Annotated in this window: 27 protein-coding genes; 15 read left to right on the top strand and 12 right to left on the bottom strand. The window is 72.7% G+C overall.

The genetic code is table 11. The features are described 5' to 3' along the window. Nucleotides 1-39: 39 nt before the first annotated feature. Entirely contained in the window at nt 40-945 is a 906-nt protein-coding gene (locus ABZZ20_RS35010; RefSeq protein ID WP_356876744.1) for a calcium-binding protein, read from the bottom strand. 244 nt (nt 946-1,189) lie between these two features. Between ABZZ20_RS35010 and ABZZ20_RS35005 the strand changes: the two genes are divergently transcribed. Together ABZZ20_RS35005 and ABZZ20_RS35000 are read left to right on the top strand one after the other, a co-directional pair. Continuing rightward, nucleotides 1,190-1,474 (top strand): hypothetical protein, encoded by a 285-nt coding sequence (locus tag ABZZ20_RS35005; RefSeq protein WP_356876742.1) that lies wholly within the window; start codon nt 1,190-1,192, stop codon nt 1,472-1,474. A gap of 322 nt (nt 1,475-1,796) precedes the next feature. Continuing rightward, complete coding sequence (locus tag ABZZ20_RS35000; protein WP_356876740.1) at nt 1,797-2,348, top strand: DoxX family protein; 552 nt, start codon at nt 1,797-1,799, stop codon at nt 2,346-2,348. Nucleotides 2,349-2,369: 21 nt separating this feature from the next. Here ABZZ20_RS35000 and ABZZ20_RS34995 read toward each other — a convergent pair whose 3' ends face one another. Further along, complete coding sequence (locus ABZZ20_RS34995; protein ID WP_356876738.1) at nt 2,370-2,621, bottom strand: EF-hand domain-containing protein; 252 nt, start codon at nt 2,619-2,621, stop codon at nt 2,370-2,372. A gap of 251 nt (nt 2,622-2,872) precedes the next feature. On the opposite strand from ABZZ20_RS34995, the gene ABZZ20_RS34990 reads away from it, so the two are divergent. The 3 genes from ABZZ20_RS34990 to ABZZ20_RS34980 all read left to right on the top strand — a co-directional run bounded on the left by ABZZ20_RS34990 (nt 2,873) and on the right by ABZZ20_RS34980 (nt 6,321). Further along, nucleotides 2,873-3,412, top strand: coding sequence for a DUF5133 domain-containing protein (locus ABZZ20_RS34990; RefSeq protein ID WP_356876736.1), 540 nt, complete (start codon nt 2,873-2,875; stop codon nt 3,410-3,412). A 294-nt stretch (nt 3,413-3,706) separates the two neighbouring features. Then, on the top strand, nt 3,707-5,098 hold the full coding sequence (locus ABZZ20_RS34985; RefSeq protein WP_356876734.1) for an MFS transporter: 1,392 nt from the start codon (nt 3,707-3,709) through the stop codon (nt 5,096-5,098). After that, nucleotides 5,095-6,321, top strand: coding sequence for an anhydro-N-acetylmuramic acid kinase (locus tag ABZZ20_RS34980; protein ID WP_356876732.1), 1,227 nt, complete (start codon nt 5,095-5,097; stop codon nt 6,319-6,321). Before ABZZ20_RS34985 ends, ABZZ20_RS34980 begins: the two co-directional genes overlap by 4 nt. A 44-nt stretch (nt 6,322-6,365) precedes the next feature. On the opposite strand, the gene ABZZ20_RS34975 is transcribed toward ABZZ20_RS34980, so the two are convergent. Then, entirely contained in the window at nt 6,366-7,124 is a 759-nt protein-coding gene (locus ABZZ20_RS34975; protein WP_356876730.1) for an SOS response-associated peptidase, read from the bottom strand. 229 nt (nt 7,125-7,353) lie between these two features. Next, complete coding sequence (locus tag ABZZ20_RS34970) at nt 7,354-8,517, bottom strand: FAD-dependent monooxygenase (protein WP_356876750.1); 1,164 nt, start codon at nt 8,515-8,517, stop codon at nt 7,354-7,356. 199 nt (nt 8,518-8,716) lie between these two features. On the opposite strand from ABZZ20_RS34970, the gene ABZZ20_RS34965 reads away from it, so the two are divergent. After that, on the top strand, nt 8,717-9,430 hold the full coding sequence (locus tag ABZZ20_RS34965; protein ID WP_356876728.1) for a TetR/AcrR family transcriptional regulator C-terminal domain-containing protein: 714 nt from the start codon (nt 8,717-8,719) through the stop codon (nt 9,428-9,430). 127 nt (nt 9,431-9,557) lie between these two features. On the opposite strand, the gene ABZZ20_RS34960 is transcribed toward ABZZ20_RS34965, so the two are convergent. The 4 genes from ABZZ20_RS34960 to ABZZ20_RS34945 form a co-directional block, all read right to left on the bottom strand. Beyond that, nucleotides 9,558-10,745: a monooxygenase gene (locus ABZZ20_RS34960; RefSeq protein WP_356876726.1), complete on the bottom strand. Its 1,188-nt coding sequence runs from the start codon at nt 10,743-10,745 to the stop codon at nt 9,558-9,560. A 125-nt stretch (nt 10,746-10,870) separates the two neighbouring features. Further along, nucleotides 10,871-12,511: a phosphoglucomutase (alpha-D-glucose-1,6-bisphosphate-dependent) gene (gene pgm / locus ABZZ20_RS34955; RefSeq protein WP_356876724.1), complete on the bottom strand. Its 1,641-nt coding sequence runs from the start codon at nt 12,509-12,511 to the stop codon at nt 10,871-10,873. A gap of 233 nt (nt 12,512-12,744) precedes the next feature. Next, the gene (locus ABZZ20_RS34950; protein ID WP_356876722.1) at nt 12,745-14,193 is read right to left on the bottom strand and encodes an MFS transporter; all 1,449 of its coding nucleotides are present in this window, start codon (nt 14,191-14,193) and stop codon (nt 12,745-12,747) included. Further along, entirely contained in the window at nt 14,190-15,146 is a 957-nt protein-coding gene (locus ABZZ20_RS34945; protein WP_356876720.1) for a class I SAM-dependent methyltransferase, read from the bottom strand. Before ABZZ20_RS34945 ends, ABZZ20_RS34950 begins: the two co-directional genes overlap by 4 nt. A 77-nt stretch (nt 15,147-15,223) precedes the next feature. On the opposite strand from ABZZ20_RS34945, the gene ABZZ20_RS34940 reads away from it, so the two are divergent. Then, entirely contained in the window at nt 15,224-15,808 is a 585-nt protein-coding gene (locus ABZZ20_RS34940; RefSeq protein ID WP_356876718.1) for an XRE family transcriptional regulator, read from the top strand. A gap of 66 nt (nt 15,809-15,874) precedes the next feature. Here the strand turns inward: ABZZ20_RS34940 and ABZZ20_RS34935 are convergent, their stop codons facing one another. Together ABZZ20_RS34935 and sigK are read right to left on the bottom strand one after the other, a co-directional pair. Continuing rightward, a complete protein-coding gene (locus tag ABZZ20_RS34935; protein WP_356876716.1) occupies nt 15,875-16,624 on the bottom strand; it encodes an anti-sigma factor in 750 nt (249 codons plus the stop codon). Continuing rightward, complete coding sequence (sigK, locus tag ABZZ20_RS34930) at nt 16,621-17,145, bottom strand: ECF RNA polymerase sigma factor SigK (protein ID WP_356876748.1); 525 nt, start codon at nt 17,143-17,145, stop codon at nt 16,621-16,623. The genes ABZZ20_RS34935 and sigK overlap by 4 nt, the downstream gene beginning before the upstream one ends. A gap of 800 nt (nt 17,146-17,945) precedes the next feature. Here sigK and ABZZ20_RS34925 point away from each other — a divergent pair. From ABZZ20_RS34925 to ABZZ20_RS34895, 7 genes are all read left to right on the top strand, one after another. Continuing rightward, nucleotides 17,946-18,602, top strand: a complete 657-nt coding sequence (locus ABZZ20_RS34925; RefSeq protein ID WP_356876714.1) for a fasciclin domain-containing protein — start codon at nt 17,946-17,948, stop codon at nt 18,600-18,602. A gap of 235 nt (nt 18,603-18,837) precedes the next feature. Continuing rightward, nucleotides 18,838-20,097 carry an FAD-dependent oxidoreductase gene (locus ABZZ20_RS34920; RefSeq protein WP_356876712.1) on the top strand — a complete coding sequence of 420 codons (1,260 nt, stop codon included), beginning with the start codon at nt 18,838-18,840 and terminating at the stop codon, nt 20,095-20,097. Beyond that, the gene (locus tag ABZZ20_RS34915; RefSeq protein ID WP_356876710.1) at nt 20,091-20,942 is read left to right on the top strand and encodes a DUF1365 family protein; all 852 of its coding nucleotides are present in this window, start codon (nt 20,091-20,093) and stop codon (nt 20,940-20,942) included. Before ABZZ20_RS34920 ends, ABZZ20_RS34915 begins: the two co-directional genes overlap by 7 nt. 71 nt (nt 20,943-21,013) lie before the next feature. Beyond that, nucleotides 21,014-22,207: a cyclopropane-fatty-acyl-phospholipid synthase family protein gene (locus tag ABZZ20_RS34910; protein WP_356876746.1), complete on the top strand. Its 1,194-nt coding sequence runs from the start codon at nt 21,014-21,016 to the stop codon at nt 22,205-22,207. Next, the gene (locus ABZZ20_RS34905) at nt 22,204-23,013 is read left to right on the top strand and encodes a DUF1295 domain-containing protein (RefSeq protein WP_356876708.1); all 810 of its coding nucleotides are present in this window, start codon (nt 22,204-22,206) and stop codon (nt 23,011-23,013) included. The genes ABZZ20_RS34910 and ABZZ20_RS34905 overlap by 4 nt, the downstream gene beginning before the upstream one ends. Next, nucleotides 23,010-23,723 (top strand): alpha/beta hydrolase, encoded by a 714-nt coding sequence (locus ABZZ20_RS34900; RefSeq protein WP_356876706.1) that lies wholly within the window; start codon nt 23,010-23,012, stop codon nt 23,721-23,723. The genes ABZZ20_RS34905 and ABZZ20_RS34900 overlap by 4 nt, the downstream gene beginning before the upstream one ends. A 141-nt stretch (nt 23,724-23,864) precedes the next feature. After that, nucleotides 23,865-24,920 (top strand): M4 family metallopeptidase, encoded by a 1,056-nt coding sequence (locus ABZZ20_RS34895; protein ID WP_356876704.1) that lies wholly within the window; start codon nt 23,865-23,867, stop codon nt 24,918-24,920. A 110-nt stretch (nt 24,921-25,030) separates the two neighbouring features. On the opposite strand, the gene ABZZ20_RS34890 is transcribed toward ABZZ20_RS34895, so the two are convergent. Both ABZZ20_RS34890 and ABZZ20_RS34885 read right to left on the bottom strand, forming a co-directional pair. Then, nucleotides 25,031-25,651 (bottom strand): hypothetical protein, encoded by a 621-nt coding sequence (locus ABZZ20_RS34890; protein ID WP_356876702.1) that lies wholly within the window; start codon nt 25,649-25,651, stop codon nt 25,031-25,033. Between the two features lie 180 nt (nt 25,652-25,831). After that, nucleotides 25,832-26,242 (bottom strand): organic hydroperoxide resistance protein, encoded by a 411-nt coding sequence (locus ABZZ20_RS34885; protein ID WP_356876700.1) that lies wholly within the window; start codon nt 26,240-26,242, stop codon nt 25,832-25,834. 123 nt (nt 26,243-26,365) lie between these two features. Between ABZZ20_RS34885 and ABZZ20_RS34880 the strand changes: the two genes are divergently transcribed. Then, a complete protein-coding gene (locus ABZZ20_RS34880; protein WP_356876698.1) occupies nt 26,366-26,839 on the top strand; it encodes a MarR family transcriptional regulator in 474 nt (157 codons plus the stop codon). Nucleotides 26,840-26,896: the final 57 nt, after the last annotated feature.

Raw genomic sequence — 26,896 nt, 5'->3', positions numbered from 1 at the left:
CGGGGCGCACCCGGCCGTACGATCGCGCGGGCCGGGCGCCTACGGGACGTTGGTCACGATCTCGCACCGGACGGCGACATCGGTTCCGGCCTTCCCGTCACAGCTGTCCGTCGTGGCGTCGCCCCCGTCCATAACGTCGTTCCCGCCCTCCACTTCGTCCGCCGCGACCGCCGCGTTCTGCGCCGGCTTGGAGGGCTTGGAGGGCTTCGTGGACTTCGAGGGCTTGGAGGGCTTGGAGTTCGCCGGACGCGCGGGCGGGACGGCAGCGGTACCGTCGCCCCTGCCGTGTGCGATCCGGCCCGAGTTGCTGTCGCCGATGAGCGCATCGCCCCCGGGGCCGCCCAGCAGCACGTCGTCGCCGTGGCCGGTGGCGCTGGACTCGGCGGAGGAGTCGCCGGTGATGCTGTCGTCGCCGGCTCCGCCGTCGAGGACGTCGTTGCCCCCGCCGGACGCGTTGATGCCGCCGCGGCTGTCGCCGACCATGTGGTCGTTCCCGTCCTCACCGAAGAGGATGTCGTCGCCCCCGCCCGACGCGCTGGAACCGAAGGCGATGCTGTCCCCGCCGATTCGGTCGTCCCCGGGTCCGCCGAAGAGGATGTCGTTGCCCCCGCCGTCGACGGGAACTCCGGTGGTGATCAGGTCCCCTCGCACGAGGTCAGCACCCTCGCCACCGTCCACCTGGTCGTTGCCCAAGCCGCCCGCGAGCGTGTCGTCGCCCGCCAAGCCGCAGATCAGGTCATCCCCGCCCAGCCCGTCGATGATGTCGGCACCGGCCGAACCGACGATGACGTCGTTGCCCGCCGTCCCAGTGATCGTTCCGGCCCCCGTGATGGTTGCCGTACGCCCGAAGCAGGTGACCTCGGCGGCATTGGCTGCCACTGCCGGCGATCCCAGGGAGAGCAGCGCGGCTGCGGTCAGCATCGTGAGCGATTTGCGGCAGGGCATTCAGACCTCCGGTGGGGAGTGGACACGACTGTTCCGGCCCACCCAAAGGGAGCCAGCCTCGAATTCGTGTGGAACATATGGCGCGAAAAGCCTTAAAGCAATCAAATCGTTTGCTTTTGATATGCCTTACGCTCGATCGGCCGCTACGCCGGCGCTGCCGGACACCCGGATGGGGCCGCCCCTCGGGCACGCGCGACTGCACTGCGCGGAAGCGGGTGACCGTACGGCCGCCTACCGTCGAGGTATGAGCGGGATCATCGTGGTGCACGAGCTCGACGGAGCGGTGCGGGCTCGCACCGCCAGGGGGACGGCCCGTGCTGTCGGCGAAGCCGTCCGCCGGGTGCACGCTGCGCCCGCCGCCCCGGGAACGACCACCGAGCCGGGCCCGCGGACCCTGTGCGGCAGGGACACCTTCGCCATGGAGGCGGTCCCGTGGAAGCCGTCCGAGCAGGCGGGCTCCCCGTGGTACCCGCCGGACGAAGCGGACCTGGCGTGCCCCGCCTGCAATGCCGCGATGGACGACGGCTGACGGCTGACGGCAACGTCGCCGACCGCCGACCGCCGGGCCTGCGCCTCTCCCCCGCATACGACGACACCCGACCGGCCCATCGGATGCTCGGCGGCCGTAACGGGCCGCAGTTCCCCTACCGGCCCGGGCGGGCCGCCATGCTGCCTCCTCGCGGCAGGTCCGGGTGGCTCGCAAAACGGTGAGGGCGTGGCCGATGGGCACGCGGGCGGCGGCACACGGCATGCGCACCCGCTGTGCCGGCGCGAAGCTTGGGACCAAGTACCACGCACCACCCACCCGGTACCAGGTCATGGCGCCCGCGCCTACGGAAAGGTCTGCCCCCATGCCGCTCACGCATCGCAAGGATCTCGGACTGCTCGCCCTGCGCCTGGGGACCGGCGCCGTGCTGGTCGCACACGGGTCGCAGAAGCTCTTCGGCTGGTTCGGCGGGGGCGGCATCGAGGGCACGGCAAAGGCGATGGAGCAGATGGGATTCACCCCAGGACGGGAGAGCGCGATCGCGGCCGGACTCGGTGAGGCCGGCGGCGGTGTGCTGCTCGCGCTGGGGCTCTTCACGCCGGCGGCCGGCGCCGCCGCGGCGGGCGCCATGGCAGGCGCCGTTTCGGTCCACGCGCCCGCCGGGTTCTTCGCGCAGGGCGGCGGCCTGGAGTACCCGGCCTTCCTCGGATTCACCGCGGCCTGCCTCGGGCTCGCCGGGCCCGGGCGCTTCTCGCTCGACCATCTCACCTGGCACACACTGGACCGGCCGGCCACCGTGCTGATGGCCTTCGCGCTCAGCGCGGCTGCGGCGACCGTCGTCGTCAACCGCCGGGCCGCAATGCTCGCCGCTGCCGAAGCCGGCACGGGACGGGATGGAAACGGGACGGCCGCATAGCTGCCGTCACCGGTCGCAGGGCTACCAACCGAAGCGGCGGTCGACCTCCTCGGCGAACTCCTCGAACGTCAGCACGTTGTCGCCGTTCTTGTCGGCGGCGTCGAAGAGTGCGGACGAGGCGTCCACATCGCCCAGGCCCCAGAACGGCAGGTCGCCGTTGGCCGCCAGCGTCGGGCCCTTCGTCCGCAGGGCGGTGATCACTTCCAAGCGGGTCAGGGTGCCGTCATGGTTGAGATCGAGCGCCTCGAACAGCTTGCGGGCCTTCGCACTCATCACGTCCGTACGTCCTTCCGGGAGAAATCGGCAAGGGTTGCCTGCCGCCAGCCTATGGCGCCGACCGCCCCGGCCCACAGGGGGTACACGCACGGATGCAACCGCACCGGATTCCCCCTCCACCGACAGGGCCCCGCCCCGGCGGCCCTCTCTGCGGACCCGAACTCCCGGTGTGCAAGGCCGTGTCGTACCCCGGGCAACGTCGTGACAGCCGGCGCGAGCCGACCCCAGTAGCCGGAGGAAACAGTCGGATGAGTGACACACCACCCCAGCACAGCACCGCGGAGCAGGCCGTCGCCGTCCTCATGGCGCTGGTGCCGTGCGGTACGGAAACCGCGCGCCACGTCCTGGCGGACGCCGCACGGTACGCCGGGGCGGGTCAGCGCGAGACGGCCGAGGCCGTCCTCGCCCTGGGAGGCGGTCGTCCACTGCCGCCCGCCCTCGGCAAGGCCGTGAAAGCCGCCATGGACGAAGCCAGGTCCGCCACCGCTGCCGGGACCCGGCCCTACACGCGGCTGCTCCCCGACCCGCAGGCCCTGGAGAAGCTGGTGAGACGCCACCGCTCCCTTCGCCGCCGTGCCCTCGCCGCGCCCCATGACCTCGCCGTACGCAACGAACTCGACGACGCCACCTACACCCTGTGCGTCCTGATGGGCCAGCGCAACGCCCACACCGCGCTCCGCTCGGCCGAACTCCTCCTCGACACCGAGCCGCTCGGCACCGACATCCCCCGCACGCCCGGCCGGTTTCCGGACCACCCGCCCGTGCCCAGTGCGGACCGCGGTGCCTGAACCGGGCGAGCGGGTCCCCCGGACCGTCCAGCAGCTCGTGGAGGTCGCCGCGGCACCCGACGACCGCGTCGGTGACGGATCGCAGACCCGCACGAGGAACTGAATCAGGCTGCGCCGGGCCCTGTTCCGATGACACGGCGCCGTACGGGAGCACCCGCTCGGCCGGGACGGGAGGGCCGTATCGGGCATCCGCACCCTCCACGATGGGCCGGATCGGCACGGCGCGGACCGCCGATGTGCTGAACCGTGGCGTCCGCAGGCGTCGCCCCGCCGTCGACCGGGCACGCAGCACGGGTGAGACCTCTTGAGCTGCGCTCCGCGGCCTCCCCTCGCAGCACGTCCCGCCGGGCGCTGCTCGCCGGTTCCGTCGGCAACCTCGTCGAGTGGTACGAGTTCGGGGTCTACGGCTGCCTGGCCACGGTCATCGCGGCGAACTTCTTCACGCCGGCCGCCGGCACGCCCGGGGCGGCGGGCGGGGTCGAGGCGCTCGTGGTGACGTACGCCTCGTTCGCGCTCGCGTTCTTCTTCCGCCCGGTCGGTGCCCTGCTGTTCGGGCGGCTCGGTGACCGCCTCGGGCGCCGGCCCACCCTCATCGTCGTCGTCGGCCTCATGACCCTGGCCACCACGATGATCGGTCTCCTCCCGACCCGGGCCGCCATCGGCGCGGCGGCCCCCTGGCTGCTGACGCTCCTGCGGGTGTTGCAAGGGCTCTCCGCGGGCGGCGAGTTCGGTGGTGCCGTGTCCCTGATGACGGAGTACGCGCCCCCGGGTCGCCGCGGCCTCTACGGTGCGTGGCAGTCGTTCACCGTCGCGCTCGGCCTGCTCACCGGGGCCGGTACGGCTGCCACCCTGGCGACGGTGCTACCAGCCGAAGCCCTCCGTGCCTGGGGATGGCGGATCCCGTTCCTGCTGGCCCTGCCGCTCGGCGCGGTGGCGCTGTGGCTGCGCACGGCCTTGGAGGAGCCGCCCGGGCCCTCCCGGCCGGACCGTCCCGCCCGTCTCGACCATCCCCACAGTCCCCACGGCCCCCACCGCCCCGACGGCCCCGACGGCCCGGCCGAGCGGGCCCGCACCGTCGAGCAGGCCCGTACCCGGGAGCTCGCGCGCGCCGTCGCGCTCGGCATCGGACGGATCATGGGCTGGTCGGCGGCCGGGTACACCTTCCTCGTCGTCCTGCCGTCCTACTTGCAGGCGACGCTGGGTGCCTCGCTGCGGGAGGCCCTCCTCGCCACCGCCCTCGCCAACGTCGGGTTCGCGGCCTCGATCCTGCCGGCGGGAGCCCTCAGCGACCGGATCGGCCGACGCCCGGTGATGCTGTGCGGAGCCCTCAGCATCGTCGCGCTCTCCCTCCCCCTCGTCCACCTGCTCCAGTCCCCCGGCGCGTCCCCGTGGGCCCGAGCCGGAGCCGTGCTGCTCGCGGGCGCACTGGTCGGGCTCCTGGCCGGGCCGGGGCCGGCCATGCTCGCCGAGATGTTCCCGCGCAGGGTCCGCTGTACCGGGCTCGGACTCGCCTACGCCCTCACCAACGCGGTGTTCTCCGGTTGCGCCGGGCTCGTGATCACCGTGCTGATCGCCAGAACCGGTGACCCCGCCGTGCCCGCGTACTACGCCGCCGGTGCCTGCGCGCTCAGCTGCCCGGCGCTGCTGACCCTCTGCGACCACGACCACCGGGAGCCGCTGCGGTGAGGGTGATCGGGCTGATGTCGGGGACCTCGTACGACGCCGTGGACGCCGCAGCCGCCGACCTCGAACTATCCGCCGAGGACGGCACGTTGCACCTGACGCCGCTGGGCACGGTCAGCGAGCCGTACGCACACGACGTACGCGCGGCCCTCGCGGCTGCCCTGCCGCCCGCGGCCACCACCCTGGCTGACGTCTGCCGGCTCGACACCCGGATCGGGCAGGCCTTCGCAGCCGTCGCCGCCCGCGCCGACCGGGAACTGTGTGCAGGTCGGGCCGAGTTGATCGCGTCGCACGGCCAGACCGTGTACCACTGGACCGAGGACGGCCGGGTGCGCGGCACGCTGCAACTCGGCCAACCGGCCTGGATCGCGGAGCTCAGCGGCTGTCCGGTCGTCTCCGATTTCCGCCCCCGTGACGTGGCGGCGGGCGGGCAGGGAGCGCCGCTGGTGAGCCTGGTCGACCTGATGCTCCTGCGCGGGCGCCCCGGCGTGCCGGCGGCCCTGAACATCGGGGGGATCGCCAACGTGACCGTGCTGCCGGAGGCAGGCGATCCGGTGGCCTTCGACACGGGACCGGGCAACGCGCTGATCGACGCCGCGGTCGGCGAGCTGACCGCGGGGCGGCTCGCGTACGACGAGGACGGCGCGCTCGCCGCTGCGGGAAACGTCCACGAAGAGCTGCTCGAACGACTGTTGGCGGAGCCGTACTACCGGATGCCGGCGCCCAGGACGACGGGCAAGGAGCTCTTCCACGCGGACTATCTCCGGGCGCGGTTGGCGGGGTTCGGCGAGCTCCGGCCGCAGGATCTGGTCGCCACTGTGACCCGGCTGACCGCCCGGACGGTGGCCGAGGCGTTGCGCCCGCCGGGAGCCACCGAGGTCTTCGTGTCGGGGGGAGGGGTCCGCAATCCGACGCTGATGGCGATGCTGCGCGAGGAGCTGGAGGGCACCACAACGGTGCGGGCGTCGCGGGAACTGGGTCTGGAAGCCGGAGCGAAAGAGGCCTACGCCTTCGCGGTGCTCGGGTTCCTCACGCTGCACGGCCTCCCGGGCAATGCTCCGGGGTGCACGGGAGCCGTAGGGCCGCGCGTCCTGGGTTCGCTCACCCCGGGCAGCCGTGGGCTGTGCCTCCCCGCGCGTACGGACCGTGCCCCGCACGTGCTGACCGTACGGGGCCCTGCGGGGCCGGTGGGTTCCGGGACCGCCGCGTCGGGATCCGGCTGGTGACCGTCGGGCGGCTACTGGTGCTTCCGGGGCCCTCGGCGGCGGGCTCAGCTCGCTGCCGCGTCGGATCCCCCCGTCCCTGCGGGGGCATCGAGGAGCTGGGGTCCGTTGTTGCGCACGCTGTTGACAGCCGTCGAGACGGCCCGTACGTCGAGGCGGCCGTCGGCCGGGGTGTGGAGCAGTGCCCGGAGGGCGTGCACGTCCTGGTGGGCGGGGTCGAGCCAGGCGTCGTGGTCGGCGGGGTCCACGGCCAGGGGCATGCGGGGATGGATCCGGCCGGCGGCGTCGGTGGCCTCGGTGGTGATGATCGTGGCGGTGGTGAGCCAGGCAGCGGGGTCCTCGTCGTCGGTCACGGTGGGATCGCGCCAGAACTCGTACAGCCCGGCCATCGCCATCACCCCGGCGTCCTCGGGGGCGATGAAGTACGGCTGCTTGTACGCCTTCGAGCCGGCGGTGGCGGCGACGGGCTGCCACTCGTAGAAGCCGTCAGCGGGCAGCAGGCACCGCCGTCGGGTGAACGCACGGCGGTAGGCCGGTTTCTCGTGCACCGTCTCCACCCGCGCGTTGATCATGCGTGCACCCCCGCTGGGGTCCTTCGCCCAGGACGGGACCAGGCCCCAGCGCAGGGTCCGCAGCCGGCGCTCCACCTCCCCGGTCACTCGGTCCGGTCGCTCGATGACGGCCCAGACCTGATCGGTGGGGGCCACGTTCCAGCTCGGGGCCAGCACCTCCCGGGGGTCCCAACGGGCCTCGAAGAGGTCGGCGAGGTCCTCGGGGGCGCGGCTGGAGGCATATCGACCGCACATGGCATCCACTCTCCCACCCCGGCCGCTCCCCCGGCCGGTCGGCCCGCCCGGCCCGCAGTCCCACCCCCCGGCCGCGCCGACCCGCAGCGCCCTCCGCACCTGCCGTACCGGCGCCGCGGGCGCGGAACGCGATGAGGGCTACCTGCCCGCAGCCACCGGGGCGACCGCCCGGGCCGCTCACCGCGGACGGCCGCCGCATCCAGCGTAGGCCGTCATGGGGCCGCCCCGCTCAGTGGCCGGGCTGTCGCCGAGCGACCTCGTACGGGCCCTCACTCGGCTCCTCGCCCGTACCCGAGGCGAACCGGGCGCCGTCGGGTCCGCACCGCCCGCCGATCCAGTCGCCTCCGGCGGAGCCGGTCAGCAGGGTGAAGCGCGATCCCGCCAGGTCCAGGGTGGACAGCCGTCGGCCGTCCCGTTCCACCCAGACGTGCGGTATCCGGGACCCGGGGGCGCCGTCCAGGGTGAGCGCGGCCTCCTCATGGGAGGGGAGCTGCGGGACCGGGTCGATCACCGCGCGGGAGTCGTAGCGGTACCCCACCTGCACCACCGGCGCGTTGAGCGCGCCCACCGCGGCGCGCGCGGTCGCAGCGCGCGGGCCGGAGTCCCAGTGCAACCGGGGATCGGCCAGTCGCAGCAGGGCCTGTTGGAGGGTCAGTGCGGCGACCGGGCGGCGCTCGGCGTCGTAACTGTCGAGCAGGGCGGTTCCGGCGCGACCGCCGAGTACGGCTGCCAGCTTCCAGGCCAGGTTGTGCGCGTCGGCCATGCCGGTGTTCATGCCGAACGCGCCGATGGGCGGTACCGCGTGCGCCGCGTCCCCGATCAGGAACACCCGCCCGTCCCGGAAGCGGTCGGCCAACAGGCCCCGGACCCGCCACGGCAGGACGCTCAGCACCTCCACGTCGAGGCCGGGGTCGCCGATCGCCGCGCGGATCAGGTCGCGGCAACGGTCGGGCGTGAAGTCCGCGGGTGCCTGACCCGCTGCGGGGTCGTACTCGGTGTGGAAGACCCAGCTCTTGGCGCCGTCGACGGTCACCAGCATGCCCGGAGCCTGCGGGTTGGTGACGGTGCACAAGACGAAGGACCGCCCCTGGGTGTAGCGGCCGAGGTCGGCCCGGAACAGGATGTTCATCTTCGGGGTGCCGACGGTGCCCGGGCCCGAGGTTTTGATGCCGAGGGCTTCCCGTACGCCACTGTGCACGCCGTCGGCGGCCACCAGGTAGTCCGCGCGGACCGTCCTGCGGTGGCCGGCTCCGGTTTCCAGGACCGCGGTGACTCCGTCCTCGTCCTGCGCGAAGGACAGCAGCCGGGTCGCGTACCGGACGGTCGCGCCCCGCTCCCGTGCGGCGTCCAGCAGGACGGAGTCCAGCCGGTCCTGGGAGCAGGTGCCTCGCAGGACGGTCGGGCTGATCCCGGCGACGGTATCCGCCAGTTGCGCGCGGCGGGGCGGTGCGGCAGCCGCCAGGGCGGGGATTCCAACACGTCATCAACTCCCTTCTATGGATACGTCGTTCACAAACGGATACACCGTAGCCAGAGTGTTACGCTGTTCGCAAGCACGAGCCCGAACGAGGAGAAGCGAGGAGAGCCGACCGATGGTCGAACCGCTGGAGGAACCAGCCGCCGCCCTGGTCTGGAGCAAGACCCGCCGCACCCCGCGCCGCCAGGCCCCGAGCGTGGAGCGGATCGTCGCCACCGCCATCGCCATCGCCGACGCGGAAGGACTGCCCGCCCTGTCGATGCGCCGGGTCGCAGCCGACCTCGGCTCCGGGACGGCTTCCCTCTACCGGTACGTGGCCGGCCGCGACGAGCTGGTGGATCTGATGATCGACACGGTGCACGGCGAGGACCCGCTGCCCGCACCCACCGGCGACTGGCGGGCCGACCTGTCCCATGTGGCACGGCAACTGCGCACCGTACTGCTGCGGCACCCCTGGCTCGGATCCGAGCTTCCCGGCCGGCCCACCCTCGGCCCGAACTCGCTGCGCCGAATGGAAGCCTGCCTGGCCGCCGCCAGCGCGCTCACCCCGGACATCAGCCGAGCCGTCGACGCCGTCGAAGCGGTCCTGGCGTACACCCTCGGAGCGGTCGGCACCGAACTGGCCGAGCTCCGGGCACAGCAACGCAGCGGCCTGACGGAGGACCAGTGGCGCGCCTCGGTTGCCCCGTACATCCGCGAGGTCGTCGACAGCGGGGCATACCCGCAGTTCGCCCGGCGGGTCATCGAAGCCGAGGACGCCGACCCGGAGCAGCGCTTCGGCTTCGGCCTCTCCTGCATGCTCGACGGGGTCGCGGCCCGGGTGGGCTGAGCCCGGGCCCGGGTCGACCGGTCCTGCCCGGTCGACCGTGGTCGGGTGGGTGGGCCTGCGGACGCGCAAAATCCGCCTGCCCGGACGGAACCGGGCCCGGAGTCCGGCCCGGCGTCTCCGCGTCGGTCTACGGGGTCATGGGCTGGCCGCCGATGCCGGTGGCACCGCCGAGCTGCCCCTGCCACCACGTCTCCGCCTCGCGGTGGTTCATCGTGGCCCAGGCGGGGGTCTGCTCCACCTGGCCCCGGCCGAGGCGGCGGGCGAGGGCGACCATCTCCCGCCCCGCCGCGCCCCGTGCCGTCCGGTAGGCGTGCAGCAGCGCGTCCCAGGTGCCGGCCCGGCGCCAGGCGTCCTCGAACGCGGTGGCGTCCTGCAGGGCCTTGGCCGCACCACTGGTGTTGTGCGGGCGCACCACCGTGGCGGCGTCTCCGGCCAGCAGCAGGCGCCCCGCCGTCGTACGGGCGCTCTCCAGGTCGTAGATGGGCTGGACGAAGGTGTCCTCGGCTTCCGTCAGCCCGATCACGCCGGCCCAGTACGGCGGGAACTCCCGGTCGAGCAACGTGCCGAGGTGTGCGGTGAGTTCTTCGGTCACCCTCCCCGGGGGGAAGCTCGTCGGGTCGTCGTACGGCAACCGCCCGGCCTGCGGGGGCGTGGCATACAGCACCCAGTTCACCCGGGGACCGTCCGGTCCCGGGATGCGGTAGACGACGCAGCTCCCGCCGGCGAAGCAGACGGTGGTCACCGACTCGGGGGGCCAACCGCCGTCGCCGAGCGACTCCAGTCGCCGGGCGTCGAAGTTTCCGCGCCAGCAGACGTACCCGGCATAGGTCGGCCGGGACTCGGGGCAGACCGCCTCACGCACCACCGAGCGGTACCCGTCCGCCCCGACGACCAGGTCGAAGGACTCGGCGGTCCCTGCCGCCAGCCGTACTTCGGCCCGTCCGCCGGCGCCGGACACACCCGTCACCACCGCGCCCTGCCGGTAGGCCACCGCAGCGGGCGTCGCCTGCCGCAGCCCTTGCCAGAGCAGACCCCAGTGGTACGAGTGGAAGGGGAACGGCTGCTCCCAGAACACCCTCCCGGCCGGCTCGCCCGCCTCCCTGACCACCCACCTGCGCCGGGTCAGCCGGTGCGTGGCGATACCGCCGGGCAGCGCGCCGGTGGCGGCGAGTTCGGCGGCCCGCTCGTCGTGGATGCACAGCCCCAGTCCCCGGTCCGCCAGCCGCCCCCGGGTGCGCTCCAGCACCACCACCTCGTCCGCACCCGCGCGTGCCGCCGCCGAGGCGAAGGCGCAGCCCGCAATGCTCCCACCCACCACCGCGACCGTACCGCCCCGCATAACTGCTCCCCCCGCGCGATCCACCGGAGCCCGCCACCTTACTGAGACTCTCCGGTACGGGTGGGAGGTTCGTGCGACGTAGTCCCTCGGGCGGGGGAAGGTCAGTCCGCCAGCGCCGCCGATACGACGGACCGGGCCTCCTCCTGGACGCGGCCGAGGTGGTCGGGGCCCAGGAAGGACTCGGCGTAGATCTTGTAGACGTCTTCCGTGCCCGACGGACGCGCGGCGAACCAGGCGTGTTCGGTGGTGACCTTGATGCCTCCGATGGCGGCGCCGTTGCCGGGAGCCTCCGTGAGCACCGCGGTGACCGGCTCCCCCGCCAGGGTGTCGGCGGTGACCTGCTCGGGAGACAGCCGGCCCAGGACCGCCTTCTCCTCCCGGGTGGCCGGGGCGTCGATCCGGGCGTACGCAGGCTCACCGAAACGCGCCGTCAGAGCGGCGTACCGCTCGCTCGGGGTCCGCCCCGTCACCGCCAGCATCTCCGAGGCCAGCAGGGCCAGGATGATGCCGTCCTTGTCGGTGGTCCACACCGAACCGTCGCGGCGCAGGAAGGAGGCCCCGGCCGATTCCTCGCCGCCGAAGCCGAGGGTGCCCGCGGACAGCCCGTCCACGAACCACTTGAAGCCGACGGGCACCTCGACCAGTTCGCGGCCCAGGTCGGCGGCCACCCGGTCGATCATTCCGGAGGACACCAGCGTCTTGCCGACGCCCGCCCCCGCCGGCCACTGCTCACGGTGGCCGAAGAGGTACTCGATGGCGGTGGCGAGGTAGTGGTTGGGGTTCATCAGACCGCCGTCCGGTGTCACGATGCCGTGCCGGTCGGCGTCCGCGTCGTTGCCGGTGGCGATCTGGAACCGGTCCCGGCCCTCGATCAGCGAGGCCATCGCGTACGGGGACGAGCAGTCCATCCGGATCTTGCCGTCCCAGTCCAGCGTCATGAACCGCCAGGTGGGGTCGGTGTGCGGGTTGACCACGGTCAGGTCCAGCCGGTGCTCCTCCGCGATGCGGCCCCAGTACGCCACGGAAGCCCCGCCGAGGGGGTCGGCGCCGATGCGGACGCCCGCGGCACGTACGGCGTCCAGGTCGAGTACGGACGGCAGATCCCTCACGTACGCGCCCAGGAAGTCGTACGTGCCCGTGGTCGGCGCCGCCAGGGCCCGCGCGAACGGCAGCCGCCGCACGTCCTTCATGCCGCCGCTGATGATCTCGTTGGCCCGCTCCTGGATCCAGCCGGTTGCCTCGGAGCCTGCGGGTCCGCCGTGCGGCGGGTTGTACTTGAAGCCGCCGTCCGCCGGCGGATTGTGCGAAGGGGTGACCACCACGCCGTCGGCCAGGGCGGAGGTGCGCCCCCGGTTGTGCGTGAGGACGGCGTGCGAGACCGCGGGCGTGGGGGTGTAGCCGTCGGCGGCGTCGACGAGCACGGTCACGTCGTTGGCGGCGAAGACTTCGAGGGCCGTCACCCGGGCCGGCTCGGACAGGGCGTGGGTGTCCGCGCCGAGGAAGAGGGGCCCGTCGATGCCCTGACCGGCCCGGTACTCGCAGATCGCCTGGCTGGTTGCGGCGATGTGGTCCTCGTTGAAGGCCGTGGCGAGGGAGGAGCCACGGTGTCCCGAGGTGCCGAAGCTGACGCGCTGGCCCGGATCGGCCGGATCGGGGTGCAGGGCGTAATAGGCGGTCACGAGCCGGGCCACGTCGATCAGGTCTTCCGGGCGCGCCTGCTGCCCCGCTCGTTCGTTGAGCATCCGCCCACTCCTCCGTACTGGTCAAAGGGAACAACGGGATCATTGTGTCGCCCCCTGAACGTGCCCGCACCGGTACGTCGGCACTCGGCCCGCACCTGTGCGGCGGGTCACGCACGGACCGCCAGCCGGCCGGCGCTACGGCGGCTCCCGGGACGGGACCGGCGAGGGGTCCTCGCGGACGGTGCCCCGTCGCCCCGTCGCACCGGCTGCGTCGTTCAGGTGCACCGGCTACGTCACGTACGCGCCGTGCGCCGCGCCAGCGCACGGCTTCCCCCGGCGAGCACGAGGGCGAGCCCGATCAGCAGCGCCGCGACGGCGAACGTGATCCGCATGCCGTGGGCCACGGCTTCGGGGGGCGCCGTGGTGACGTCGGTCGTCGCCGAGGCGAGCGCGAACACGGCTCCCAGCACGGAGGCGCCGGTGACGAGGCCGAGGTTGCGCGACAGGTTGAGCATCCCGGAGACGACGCCCCGCTGGTCCGGGTGGACGTCGGCCATCACACCGGTGTTGTTGGCGGTCTGGAACACGGCGTAGCCGGCGGTGGTGAGCACCATGGGAGCGAGGTAGCCGCTGATGCCGAGCGCGGCCGGGGCCAGGGACAGTGCGCCGGTGCCGACCGCCATGCCCGCGAGTCCCGCGAGGGTCATGCGGGGAACGCCGAAGCGGTCCGCGATGCGACCGGCCGGCACCCCGGTCAGCGCGGCGACGACCGGACCGACCGAGAGGACGAGTCCGACGTGCGCCTCGTCGAGCCCGAGTGCGCGCGCGAGGTAGAACGGTCCGACCACGAGCGTCGCCATCATGACGGTCGAGACGAGCGCGCTCGTGGCGAGGCCCCCGCTCAGCAGCGGATCGCGGAACGCGGCCGGCCTGATCAAGGGAGACGCCGCTGTGGTCTGTGCGCGTACGAAGAGTCCCGCGCCGAAGGCGGCGGCCAGCAGCAGAGCGATGTTGAGCGGACCGAAACCACCACGACCCGTGGTCATGGCCAGTGCGTACGCCGCGAGGGTGAGCGCGAGGAGCAGCGTGCCCACGGGGTCGAAGCCGGCCCGGTCCGTGTTCGGTCCCCGCCGGTCGACGGGCAGGTGGCGCCACGCGAGGAGCAGGGCCAGCCCACCCAGCGGGACGTTGACGAGGAAGACGGCCCGCCAGCCGAGGCCGGAGATCAGCACGCCGCCGAGCGAGGGGCCGAGGGCCGTGCCGACCGCGGACATCGTGCCGAGGAGCCCCATGGCACTGCCGGTCCTGGCCTTGGGGACCGTCTCGCCGACGAAGGCCATGGTGAGGGCCATCATGGCGGCTGCTCCAAGGCCCTGGGCCGCCCGGGCGGCGATCAGCAGCCAGAGCGTGGGCGCGAGCCCGCACACGATCGAAGCCGCCGTGAACAAGGAGAGGCCCGCCAGGAGCAGCCTGCGGCGGCCGATGAGGTCACCGAGCCGGCCGACACCGACGATCAGGGTGGTGATGGCGAGGAGATAGGCGAGGACGATCCACTGGACTTGCTGGAAGGGGGCGGAAAAGGCCCGTGCCAGCGTGGGCAGGCCGACGTTGGCGGTGCTGGTGCCGAGCGAGGACAGCAGCATGGACAGGGAGAGGCCGGCGAGCACCCACCGGACCGACAGTGTCCGTTCGGCGGGTCCGTCCGCCGCCTCGACGCGGGGGCTTGCAGGGGTCGGCTTCATCGTGGGCCCCGCTCTCCGGCGTCCGCACGCACGCCTGTGAAGACCGTGGTGGCGGAGAGGAGGAATGCGTCGGGCCGCTGCAGCACCCCCTCCGGCGTCTCGGGGTCGAGGAGCACGTCGAGCGTCGTGCGGTCCTCCGCGTCCAGGAAGTCGCTCGCGATCTCGCGCAGTCGGGTCAGATGGGCGTGCAGGAAGGCACGGGCCGCTCCGCCCAGCGGGGCCGGAAGGTCGAGGAGGAAGGTGCGGCTGCTGATGTGGCCGAGGCCGGCGCGGCCGAGCATCGCGGGCCAGTCCTCGACCACGCGGATGCTGCCGGGCAGCTCGGCGCGCATGATCGCGAACCAGTGCTCCTGGACGGCGTCCAGGCGGGCCTGGAGCCCCGGCCTGCCGATGCCGATGTCGCGCGGCAGGAAGCGCGTCGGTAGGCCGCCCTCCGCGAGGGCGAGCAGCCCGCCGGGCCGAAGCAGGCGGGCCAGCGCGTTCAGCGCGCCCTGCTGGTCGCCGAGGTGGTGGACGGCCCTGCTGCTCCAGATCAGATCAGCCGTGCCGAGGCCGCGGGGTTCCCCGTGCCCGTGCCCTTCGTCGCCGTCCAGGCCCCCGGGCAGTTCCGCGTGCCGGGCGGTCACCCTGTCGCCGAGGCCGAGCCGTTCGGCGCGGGCCAGGGTGCGGTCCAGCAGTCCGGGCGCGCCGTCCACGGCGACCGTGTCGGCGTCCGGGAAGGTCTCGGCGAGTACGCAGGTCATGACGCCCGGCCCGCTACCGACGTCGAGGACGCGCCGGACCGTCGTCGGAGGGCGGCGCAGCTCTCCCAGGTGGGCGGCTGTCCGACGCAAAGCCGGAAGATGGAGTTCCGCGTCGGTCTCCAACCGGGTCGCCATGACCTCCCAGTCGATGTCGGTGTGCGTGTGGTGGTGTTCGTGTTCGTGGTGTCCGGCCCCACCGTGTGTTGTCATGCCGCGGAGCGTGCGCCCGCCGCTCCCGTACGGCAAATCTTGTTGCCGTTTCCGGGACGGCGGGATGGAATGCCGGCATGGACACACCCCTGCCCTACCGAGCGGTCCTCGACGAGGTCGGCCCCCGGCTCAAGCGGCTGCGCGCCCAGCGCGGCCTCACCCTGGCCGCGCTCTCCGAGACCACCGGCATCTCCAAGAGCACCCTTTCCCGGCTGGAGTCCGGACAACGCCGCCCCAGCCTGGAACTCCTCTTGCCGCTGGCCGGTGCCTACCACGTGCCCCTGGACGACCTGGTCGGCGCGCCCGAGGTGGGTGATCCCCGGGTACGGCTGAAACCCCGCGCGCTCCAGAGCGGGGGCACGTTCGTACCCCTGACCCGGAGCCCGGGACCGCTCCAGGCGTACAAGATGGTCATCTCCGACCGGGGCGCGGAGCCGGACCTTCGGACGCACGAGGGCTACGAGTGGCTCTACGTGCTGGACGGCAGGCTCCGGCTGGTCATCGGCGAGCACGACCTGGTCCTCGGCCCGGGCGAGGTCGCCGAGTTCGACACGCGGGTGCCCCACTGGTTCAGCAGTGCCGACGGACGGCCCGTCGAGCTCTTGAGCCTCTTCGGGAAGCAGGGCGAGCGCATGCACGTCCGCGCCAAACCCCGCACGTGACGGCGCCGTCCCGGGCCGGGGTTTCCCAGCCCGGGACGCGGTCGCCCCTCCCGTCCGCCTCCCCGATCAGGCGGGCAGGGACTGGAGGAGCAGCGGGCGGGTGGTGGGCTGGGGAGATCCGCCGGCGGGTTCGACCGTGAGTCCGACCCCGCTCGCTCCCTGGAGGTCGCCCTGCATGAGCGTGGCCCCGTCGTGCGTGAGCAGTCCGGCGGGACGCATGGCGCCGTGGTCGTCGAACCAGAGCTGGTAGGTCCGGCCCGGGCCCGGGTCGGGGAGTCCGGCGCCGATGAAGACCGCCTTGTTCTGCACCTTGGAAGTGACCACGGAGGTGGTGGCGCCGCTGGCGGTACGGCCGTGCACCGTACGGGCGTCGGGGGCGGCCAGGACGACGGTGAGGTCCTGCAGCCGGCGTTCGGAGGCCTGGGCCTGCTGGCGGGCCTCGTCGGTGCGCTGGTGCTGCAAGACGGTGACGCCCCCGAGCACGGCCGCGGCTGCGAGGCTGGCGGCCAGCGCCAGCGGAACCGCCTTGCGGCGCAGGACGGCGGTGAACGTCGTCGGCTTGACCGTCCCGTGCAGCAGCGGCGGAAGTTGCCGGACCGAGTCGATGTCCCGCAGGACCGCTTCCTTCAGGCGCGCGGGCGGCGGCACCGCGGCAGCGCCGGCCAGGCGGGCGGCGGTGGCGGAGAATTCGGCCACCTCCTGCCTACAGGAAGGGCAGTCGACGAGGTGCGCGGTGAAGGCCTCGTCCTCCGCCGGCGTGAGTGCGTGGAGGGCGTACGCGCCGGTGAGGGTGTGCAGTTCGCCGTCGTGCTTCATGTGGTCACCCCCATGCAGTCGCGCAGCCGGATGAGTCCGTCGCGCATGCGTGTCTTGATCGTAGGAAGTGGAGTGCGCAGGGTCTCGGCGACCTCGCGGTAGGTCAGGCCCTGGTAGTAGGCCAGGGTGACGGCCTGGAGCTGGATCTCGGTCAGTCCGCGCATGCAGCGCCGTACCTGTTCGCTCTCCAGACGGGTCTCCACCTGTTCGGCCACTTCGTCGAACGGGCGCGCCTGCTCTCGGGCGGCCTGGTCGTACTCGCGGTTGATCGCAGCCTGGGCGGAGCGGACCCGGTCGACGGCCCTGCGGTGGGCGAGCGTGGCGGCCCAGGTGCGCACGCTGCCCTGTTCGGGGCGGTAGCGGGCGGCCTGCCGCCACAGGTCGATCATCACCTCCTGCACCACCTCCTCCGACTGGGAACGGTCACGCACGACCCTGACGACCATGCCGAAGACGGTCGCGGACAGGGCGTCGTAGAGGGCGGAGAAAGCATCCTTGTCGCCGCGGGCCACCCGGGCCATCAGGTCTTCCAGCCGGGGGCCCACGGCTTCGGGGGCGCCGAAGGGCAGGGGTTGCCTCACCGGGTCCTCGCCCCTTCCTGCGGATGCGGATGCAGGTGCAGGTGCAGCGTGCAGTGACGCCCGGTGGTGGCGGATGGTCCGCCGGGGTCCGTCCATCGCATGACAGTCCTTCGGTGTCGAGAGGACCGGCCCCCCCACGAAGAGGGCCGACCGCTCCGGATGGTGCCAGGTTCACGTTCTTGACGGGTCTTCGGAGCGGACACCCGTACGGATTGGCCTGCTCGTCCGGCACTTTATCCACGATCCGCACCCGAACGGGTGAAGGAGCGCCTCTCCACCGAGCCGGGTAGTGGGCCGCGACGAAGGGGCAAGTGAAGGCACGGTGTGTCCGCACGCGCCTTCACCGGTGGGCCCCCGTTGACGGGATGGTGGCCCGCCGGGCGGGGGTGGTGGCAGTCGGCGCTGCCACCCCCGTCGAACAGACGCTCGCGCAATCGGTCGGGAAGCCGGTTTCCCACCGATCACGAGAGCGACCAATCCGCCGGTGCAGGGGTGCCGAATGGCCGGGTGTGAACGACTTCCGCAAGCGTCGCGGACGCACCGCGAAGGGTGCGGACCGGCTGGTGGGCCGCTCGGTGCACGGCACGACGCTCGGCTCACCCCGAACCCTCCCCGGCGGAGCGAGCGACCGGCACGGCGTTCCCGTCACCGTCGCTTGAAACCCGGCTGAAACCCGGCGGGCCCGTGCCTGCGCGGGCCCCCGCACCACGACCCAGTTGTCCGACAAGGAGATACACCTCATGAGCAACACCCTGCGGATCCGTCGTACCGCGATCGCCCTCGCCGCGGCGGCCGTCCTGCCCTTCTCCCTGGCCGCCTGCTCCGACTCCGGCAGCGACTCCGCCGCTGGATCGGCCCCAGCGGGCCCGGACGCGGCCGGCGCACAGGTCCCCTCGGCCGGCGCCGACGGCGCGATGACCATGGACCAGCCGTTCGGGCCCGCGTGCGCCTCCGTCCCGAAGAACGGGGCGGGCTCCTTCGACGGCATGGCCAAGGACCCGGTCGCCACCGCCGCCTCCAACAACCCGGCCCTGTCCACGCTGGTCGCCGCGGTCAAGAAGGCCGGTCTGGTGGACACCCTCAACAACGCCAAGGACATCACCGTCTTCGCACCCACCAACGACGCCTTCGCGAAGATCCCGAAGGCGGACCTCGACAAGGTCCTCGCGGACAAGGCCACCCTGACGAAGATCCTCACCTACCACGTCGTCGGGCAGCGGACCGAGCCGCAGCAGTTGGCGAACGGCTCCTTCACCACCCTGGAGAAGGGCACGGTCACCACGACCGGCTCGGGCACGTCCTACAAGGTCAACGGCACGGCCAACGTGGTCTGCGGCAACGTCAAGACCGCCAACGCCAACGTCTACATCGTCGACACCGTCCTGATGCCCAAGTAACGGGCCCAGGTAGCGGCCGGCGGCCCTCCGGGGCGCCCCACCGGCAGGCCGGTGGGTCGGGCACCCTCCCCCCGGGGTCCCGGTCCACCGGCCGTTGTCGTTCCATCTCCTCCCCTTCGTTCCGCGCTCCTCGTCCTGCTCGGCAACTGCCACCAATCCGATGCCTCCCCCGCCGCGAATCAAAGGGTGAACCGCCGTACCGGACGGCGTGGCGACTGGTCGGGAGCGAGGAACTGTGCGTACACGGAATGTGGCCGTGATCGGCGGCGGGGTGGCGGGACTGACCGCCGCCTACATCCTGCAAAGGTCGTGCGACGTCACGCTGTACGAGGCAGACCCCCGGCTGGGAGGCCACGCCCACACCCACGAACTGCCCGCGCCGGGCGGCGGAACGGTGGGCGTGGACTCGGGGTTCATCGTCCACAACGAGCGCACCTACCCCCTCCTGCTGCGGCTCTTCGACGAGCTCGGCGTGGCCACCCAGGACTCCGAGATGAGCATGTCGGTGCGGTGCGACGGCTGCGGGCTGGAGTACGCGGGTGCCCGCGGACCCGCAGGCCTGTTCACCGGCCGGGCGGCCCTGCGCGCCCGGTACCTGCGGCTCCTGACGGAGGTACCGCTCTTCCACCGGCGCGCGCGCAGACTGCTGGCCGGTGACCGGCCGGAGCACTACACCCTCGGCGCCTTCCTCGCCGACGGCGGGTTCTCCCCGTACTTCGTGACGCACTTCGTGACCCCACTGGTGTCGGCCGTATGGTCCTGCCCCGCCCATACGGCGCTGGAGTATCCGGCCGCCTACCTGTTCCGCTTCCTCGAACACCACGGGCTGCTCTCGGTGACGGGCTCCCCGCAGTGGAAGACCGTCACCGGCGGCAGCGCAGCGTACGTGGAGAAGGTCGCCAAGGAGATCAGCAACGTCCGGACCGCCACCCCCGTCACCCAGCTGTGCCGCCTGCCGAGCGGAGTCCTGGTGAGCACCGAGGACGGCCCCACGGACGCGTACGACGCGGTCGTCATCGCCACGCACCCCGATCAGGCGCTGCGCATACTCGCCGACCCCACCGCGGACGAGCAGCGGATCCTGGGGGCCTTCCGGTACGAGGCGAACCCGACCGTGCTGCACACCGACACGAGCCTGCTGCCCCGCTCCCGCCGGGCGCGGGCCTCCTGGAACTACCGCCTCTCCGACTGCCGCCCGGGGCCCGAAGGCGTACAGGTCAGCTACGACATGACACGGCTCCAGCGGCTGCCGGACGACGCCTCGTACGTGGTCACCCTCAACGCGGGCGGGCGGATCGAGCCCGAGCACGTGCTCGCCCGCATGGAGTACGGACACCCCGTCTACACGCCCGAATCGGTGGCCGCGCAGCGCGCCCTGCCCCGCCTCAACACCCAGATCACCGCGTTCGCGGGCGCCTACCACGGGTGGGGGTTCCACGAGGACGGCTGCCGCTCGGGCGTGCAGGCCGCCGCAGCGCTGGGCGTCCGATGGTGACCCCGGCGACCCCGGTGATCGCCCCGACGCTACCGGCGGTGGCCGTACCGGCCCTGTACGACTGCGTCGTCTCCCACGCGCGGACGGCTCCGGTACGGCACGCCTTCCGGCACCGCACGTACATGTGGCTCGTGGACCTGGACGCGCTCCCCCGGCTCCCGTGGCCCCTGCGCCCCCTGGCCCGCTTCGACGCGCGCGACCACTTCGGCGGCGTCGCGCCGGGCATTCGGGACGGGCTCGACGCGTACCTGGCTTCCCGGGACGTGCACCTCGGCGGCGGACGGGTCCTGATGCTGGCCCACGCCCGGGTCCTGGGGTACGTGTTCAACCCGCTGACGCTCTACTGGTGCCACGATCGGGCGGGAGCCCTGGTCTGCGTGGTGGCCGAGGTCCACAACACGTACGGGCAACGACACTGCTACCTGATGCGTACCGACGACGCCGGCCGGGCCGAGGTGGCGAAGGAGCTGTACGTCTCACCGTTCTACCCCGTCGACGGCCGCTACCGCATGCGCCTGCCGGAGCCGCGGGAGCGGCTGGACGTGACCGTCCAGCTCGAACGCGACGGCCAGCGGCCGTTCACCGCGACCCTGCGCGGCCGGCACCGCCCCGCCACTCCCCGCGCCCTGCTCCGCACGGCCGTTCGGCGGCCGTGGTCCACCGCCGCCGTGTGGGCCGGGATCCGGCGGCACGGCATCCACCTGTTGCTTCGCGGGCTGCCCGTCCAACCCCGACCGGACCGGCCCGGACCCGACCAACCCGAACCCGAACAATCCCGACCCGAGCATCCCCGACCCGAACAGCCCGGACCCGGCCGTACACCCGAGGAAGGCATCGCCCCGTGACCCTCTCCCTCCCCCCTACCGCCGACGAACACACCGGGCAGTGCTCCGCCGACGCGCAGGCCTGGCCGGACGTGGCACGGCGGCCGGCTGCGCCCTTCGGGCACACGGCCGTCGCCCGCCTGCTCGTGCGCCGCGCCGTGGCGGGGTTGCCCCTGCACTGCCGGTTCGGTGACGGGCCGGCCACGGGCAGCGGACCCTCGCTGACCGTGCACGACCCGGACGCCTTCTTCCGCCGGATCGGGGCGCACGGGCTGATCGGCTTCGGCGAGTCCTACATGGCCGGCGAATGGGACAGCGACGACCTGACCGGCGTGCTGACCGTCCTCGCCTCGCACGTGGACGCCCTCGTCCCCGCCCCGCTGCGCCGGCTGCGGGGAGCCTGGGTGCGGCGCCGGCCCGAGGACCAGCGGGGCTCCCGGGCCGGCGCGCGGCACAACATCCACCGCCACTACGACCTGTCCAACGAGCTGTTCGCGCTCTTCCTCGACGAGACCCTCTCGTACTCCTCCGCCGTCTTCACCGCCTTCCCCGCCCGCCGGGAGACCCTGGCGGCGGCGCAGCACCGGAAGATCGACAGGCTGCTCGACCTCGCGTGCGTCGGCCCGGGCACCGACCTGCTGGAGATCGGCACCGGTTGGGGCGAGCTCGCCCTGCGCGCCGCCGCCCGCGGCGCACGCGTGACGACCGTGACCCTCTCCGCCGAGCAGCAGCACCTCGCCCGCCGCCGCATCGCGGCCGCCGGACTGGCCGACCGGGTGGACGTCGAACTGCGGGACTACCGCGACGTCCACGGCCGCTACGACGCGGTGGTGAGCGTGGAGATGATCGAAGCCGTCGGAATGGAGTTCTGGCCGACCTACTTCACCGCCCTGCGCGGTGCGGTGGCGCCCGGCGGACGGATCGCGCTCCAGGCCATCACCATGGGGCACGAGCAGATGCTGAACACCGCCCGTACGCACACCTGGATCAGCAAGTACGTCTTCCCCGGCGGCCTCATTCCCTCCCGCGAGGCCATCGAGGAGCACGCGGCCGGTGCGGGGCTACGGATCATCTCCGACCAGGGGTATGCGGAGCACTACGCCCAGACCCTGCGCCTGTGGCGGGAGCGCTTCACGGACCGGGCCGACGAGGTGGCGGCCCTCGGCTTCGACGCGACGTTCCGTCGCATGTGGGAGTTCTACCTCGCCTACTCAGAAGCCGGGTTCCGGTCCCGCTACCTGGACGTCCGCCAGCTGCTCCTGACGGAAGGAGAGCCACGACCGTGACCACAGCATCCTGGGAAGCCCTGTGGAGCAACCTGGCCGCATCGGCCGCCACGGCCGTCACCGTGCTGCTCGTAGCCTTCGCCGTCGGGACGGCCCGACGCCTCCACCGGATCGTGGACATCGCCTGGGGCCTCGCCTTCGCCGCGGTCGCGGCCGTCTCGTACGCCCTCTCGTCGGGGTACGGGGACGACGGACGACGGCTCCTGGTCGCCGCAGCCACCGTGCTCTGGGGGGTGCGACTTGCCGTGCACATCGCCTGGCGCGGACGCGGGCACGGCGAAGACCCCCGCTACGCGAAACTCCTCGCCCGGGGGCGCGGCAATCCGCGCCTGCGCGCCCTGTTCAAGGTGTACCTGCTCCAGGCCGGCCTGGTCTGGCTCGTTTCCCTGCCCGTCCAGACGGCCTCGTACATCGACTCCCCCGTCGGTGTCCTCGCCGTACTGGGAACGACGCTGTGGGCTGTGGGCCTGGCCTTCGAAGCCGTGGGCGACTTCCAACTCGCCCGGTTCAAAGCCGATCCCGCCCACCGTGGCGCCGTCATGGACCGCGGCCTGTGGGCATGGACCCGCCACCCCAACTACTTCGGCGACTTCCTGGTCTGGTGGGGGCTCTACCTGATGGCGTGCGGCTCGTGGCGGATCGCCCTGTTGTGCCTGGTGTCCCCGGTGTTCATGACGCTGCTGCTGACCAAGGGCAGCGGCAAGCGCCTCCTGGAGGCCCACATGGCCGACCGTCCCGGCTACGCCGCCTACATCGCCCGCACCAGCGGATTCTTCCCGCTGCCGCCCCGGCGGGGCGGCGCGTGAGCGAGCCGCCGGCCGCGCTGGCGCTGCGCCGGATGCCGGCCGATCCGACCGCCGCGGTCCTCCTGATGCACGGAGGGCGTGCGGAGGGCCTCGGCCCGCCCCCGCGGCCCAATCTGCCACAGCTGCGGATGCTCCCCTTCGTGCGGGCGATCGCCAGCGCCTCGCGGACCGGCGCCCTGGTGGTGGCGGAGGTCCGCTACGTCCACCGTGGGTGGAACGGCCGGCGCGCTGACCCGGTGCACGACGTGCAGCGGGCGCTGCGCGAACTGCGCGGCGTCGCCGGGCCCGTGCCCGTGGTCCTCGTCGGGCACTCCATGGGCGCTCGCGCAGCCCTGCGGGCTGCCGCGGACCCGCTGGTCAGCGCCGTGGTCGGGCTCGCGCCGTGGTGCCCGCCGGGTGAGCCGGTCGCGCACCTCGCGGACACCACCGTGGTGCTCCTGCACGACGAGGCCGATCGCGTGACGGACGCCCGGGCGACATGGGAGTACCTGCGGCGGGCACGCGCCCGGGGTGCCCGGGCGGCGGGCATCGTCATGCCGCACGGGCGCCACGCGATGCTCCGCCGGGCGGGCACCTGGCACCGGGTCGCCACCGACGCCACGCTGGGCCTTCTGGGGCTGGCCGCCCTCCCCGAAGAGTTGTTCACCGGGCGGATACCCGCGTCGCCCGCACGGCCGGGCGGTGGTCCCCGGCGGCCCGTGGCTCGGTGAACCCTTGCCCGTCGGCCCGCCCGACGGTGCGTCGACGGCCATGTGCGCGCGAAGCTTTGGTCCAGGGCCTGGTCAAAGGGGGTGGGGGTGCGCAAGGATCACGCCCGCACCCCGCCACCACTCCATTGCAGGAGGACGTCTATGGCTCGCCGCATATCCCGCGGCCTGATCGCCGCGGCCACCACCACCGCAGCGCTGTTCACCCTGGCCGGCCCGGTCTCGGCCCTGCCCTCGGCAACTACCGGCACCGCGTCCGGGCTGCCTCAGGCCCGCCTCTTCATGGTCAACCCCGTCCAGTCCTCGGGCGACCAGACGCTCACCGACGCCAAGGACTCCGCCGGGGCCGTGCCCGCTTCCGCGTACGCCCTGGCCGCGTTGCGGAACCTGGACGCCAGTGGCGGGCTGTCGGGGAAGTGGGCGTACGTCCGCTCGGACACCGGCGCCTCCGCGAAATTGGCCGACGTGGGTTCGTACGGCCGTGCCGACGACCAGTTCGAGCAGGTCATGGCGTACTTCTGGGTCAACGAGGCGCAGGAGTACCTCCAGGGGCTCGGTTTCGGCAGCGAGCTGCCCGGAGCCAACGACCGCGCGCAGCCGGTCCGCATCAACCAATGGGGGGCCGACAACTCCTTCTTCACCGACAAGAAGGCCGAGATCCGCTTCGGCAAGGGCGGGGTTGACGACGCCGAGGACGCCGAGGTGATCGTCCACGAGTACGGGCACGCGGTGCACAACGCACAGGTACCCGGCTTCGGTACGTCGCCGGAGGCCGGGGCCATCGGCGAGGCCTTCGGCGACTACCTCGCCGTCGAGGTTGGCGCCCACGCGGACGCCGCGTACGGGTGGCCGCGCAAGGCGGACCTGGCCTGCGTCGGCGACTGGGACTCCAGCTCCTACAGCGCCGCTCCGCACTGCCTGCGCCGCGTGGACGGGAACAAGGTGTACGCCGATCGGACCGGGGAGGTCCACGCGGACGGCGAGATCTGGTCCCGCGCGCTCTTCGACATCCGCGGGGCCCTGGGCGCCCGGACCGCCGACCGGATCATCGTGAACGCGCAGTTCGGCTTCCGCGCCGACACCAGCTTCCAGGACGCGGCGCTGACGACGATCGCTACGGCGCAGCGGATGTACGGCCAGGGCGCTGCGGATGCGGTCCGTGCAGCCTTCAAGGCGCGCCAGATTCCCGGGATCGCGTAACTCGCGTAACTCGCGTCCACTGCTGGCCGCGGGCTCCGGCCCGGAGCCGGCGTGGCCCTCGGCCCGTTCCGCGTGCGCGGAACGGGCCGAGGGGGATCCGGTGGGCTCGGTCAGCTGCCCGTGGGAAGGGACATCGTGCGGGGGCGGTGCTCCTTGCCGTCGGTCTGCCGCCCCAACGGTGCGAACACGAGGAGGAACAGCAGACCTCCCAGTGGCAGTAGGTCCAGGCTGACGCCCATGGCCACGATGGCCGCGACCACCACGGCGGGCCGCCAGACGGCGATCCGCCGCAGCGCCGCCAGTTGGCCCACGAGGAGCACCAGACCGACGTAGAAGAGCAGGGGCCCGACGGTGTAGACGGCGGGTTCGACGCCCGCGTGGTCCTTGACGCGGTGGAAGATCTCGTTCATGGCCTCGCGGTCCTCGCTGAGGAATCCGGCGACGAGGTCGATGACCGCCTGTACGGTGACCGCCGCCGCTCCGAGCAGGCCCACCCCGGTCCCGACTCCGGCGAGCCACCGGCCGGCGCGGCCGGCCCCGTGCACCGCTACCCGCCGCAGCCCCAGCATGACGGCGACGAAGCACAACACACTGGCCAGGAGGCAGAGATGGCCCAGTGACCAGGCGAATCCGGGACCGCGTTTCTGGTCGGCCAGGCGGATGAGTCCGTAGGCCGCGATGAAGAGCGGACCAGCGGTGAACGCCGTCCGCTGCCATGGTGTGTTCGACATGCCGTGATCATGTCGGTGCCGGGATCGGCCCGGCGTCGGGGAAGGCCCCGATCCGACCCTGAGACGCCCCTGAGACAGTCGGCCGGTCGGCCGCAGGCCTTGTGCCCTCGTAGCCGTACGGGAAGGCACGTCGCCGGCGCCGAAGCGCCGGGGGCCCTGCTCCAGGGCCCCCGGTCGGAACTACTCGATCACCAGCTCGACCGGAATGTTGCCGCGGGTGGCCTTGGAGTAGGGGCAGACCTCGTGGGCCTGCTTGACCAGCAGCGCGCCCGTCTCACCGGCGAGGGATTCCGGCAGCTCGATCCGCAGGGTGACGGCCAGGCCGAAGCCCGTGTCGTCCTTGCCGATCGAGGTTTCCGCGGTGACCGAGATCTCGCCGGTGTCGACCTTGGCCTGCCTGCCGACGAGGCCGAGCGCGCTGGCGAAGCAGGCCGCGTAGCCGGCGGCGAAGAGCTGCTCGGGGTTGGTGCCCTGACCGTTGCCGCCGAGTGCAGGGGGCATGGCGAGCGCGAGGTCGATCTGGCCGTCGGAGCTGACGGTGCGGCCTTCGCGGCCGTTGGCGGTGGCGACAGCGGTGTACAGCGCGTCCATCGGGGTTCCTCTCGCAGTGGTGACCGTGGCAGCCGGTGATCGGCTGACGTCCACCACTAGAGCACACAATTTAGTTGTGCACAACTAAATGCCTCGCAAGCCTCACCCGGCTACACTGACGTCATGAGCGAGCAGCCCACCGACACCCTCCGCGAGGAGGACTTCCTCCGCTTGGACGGCCAGATCTGCTTCGCGCTGAACGCGGCGAGCAGGGCCTTCGGCGGCCTCTACCGCGTCGTCCTCAAGGACCTCGGCCTGACCTACCCCCAGTACCTGGTGATGCTGGTGCTGTGGGAGCACGGAACGATGCCCGTCAAGGACCTCGGCAAGCACCTGCGGCTCGACTCGGGCACCCTGTCCCCCCTGCTCAAACGCCTCGATGCGGCCGGTCTGATCCACCGCGAACGCAGCACCGAGGACGAGCGGTCCGTCCATGTCGGCCCCACCGAGGCCGGTACGGCGCTGCGCGCACGCGCCGCGGAGGTACCGCGCCGGATCGCGTCCGCCACCGGCTTCGACCTCGCCGAGATCCGCGACCTCCAGACCCGGCTGCGCCGCCTCACCGCCGCACTCGACGCGGCCGTCCCGGAAGTGTGAGGGGGCCCGCAGACCTCGACGGACCGTTCGCCCCGCCGGCGCCGGCGGGGCGAACGA

The sequence above is a fragment of the Streptomyces sp. NPDC006430 genome (genome assembly GCF_040612395.1).
Classification (GTDB): Bacteria; Actinomycetota; Actinomycetes; order Streptomycetales; family Streptomycetaceae; genus Streptomyces.
This window is presented reverse-complemented; position numbering and strand designations above follow the sequence as displayed.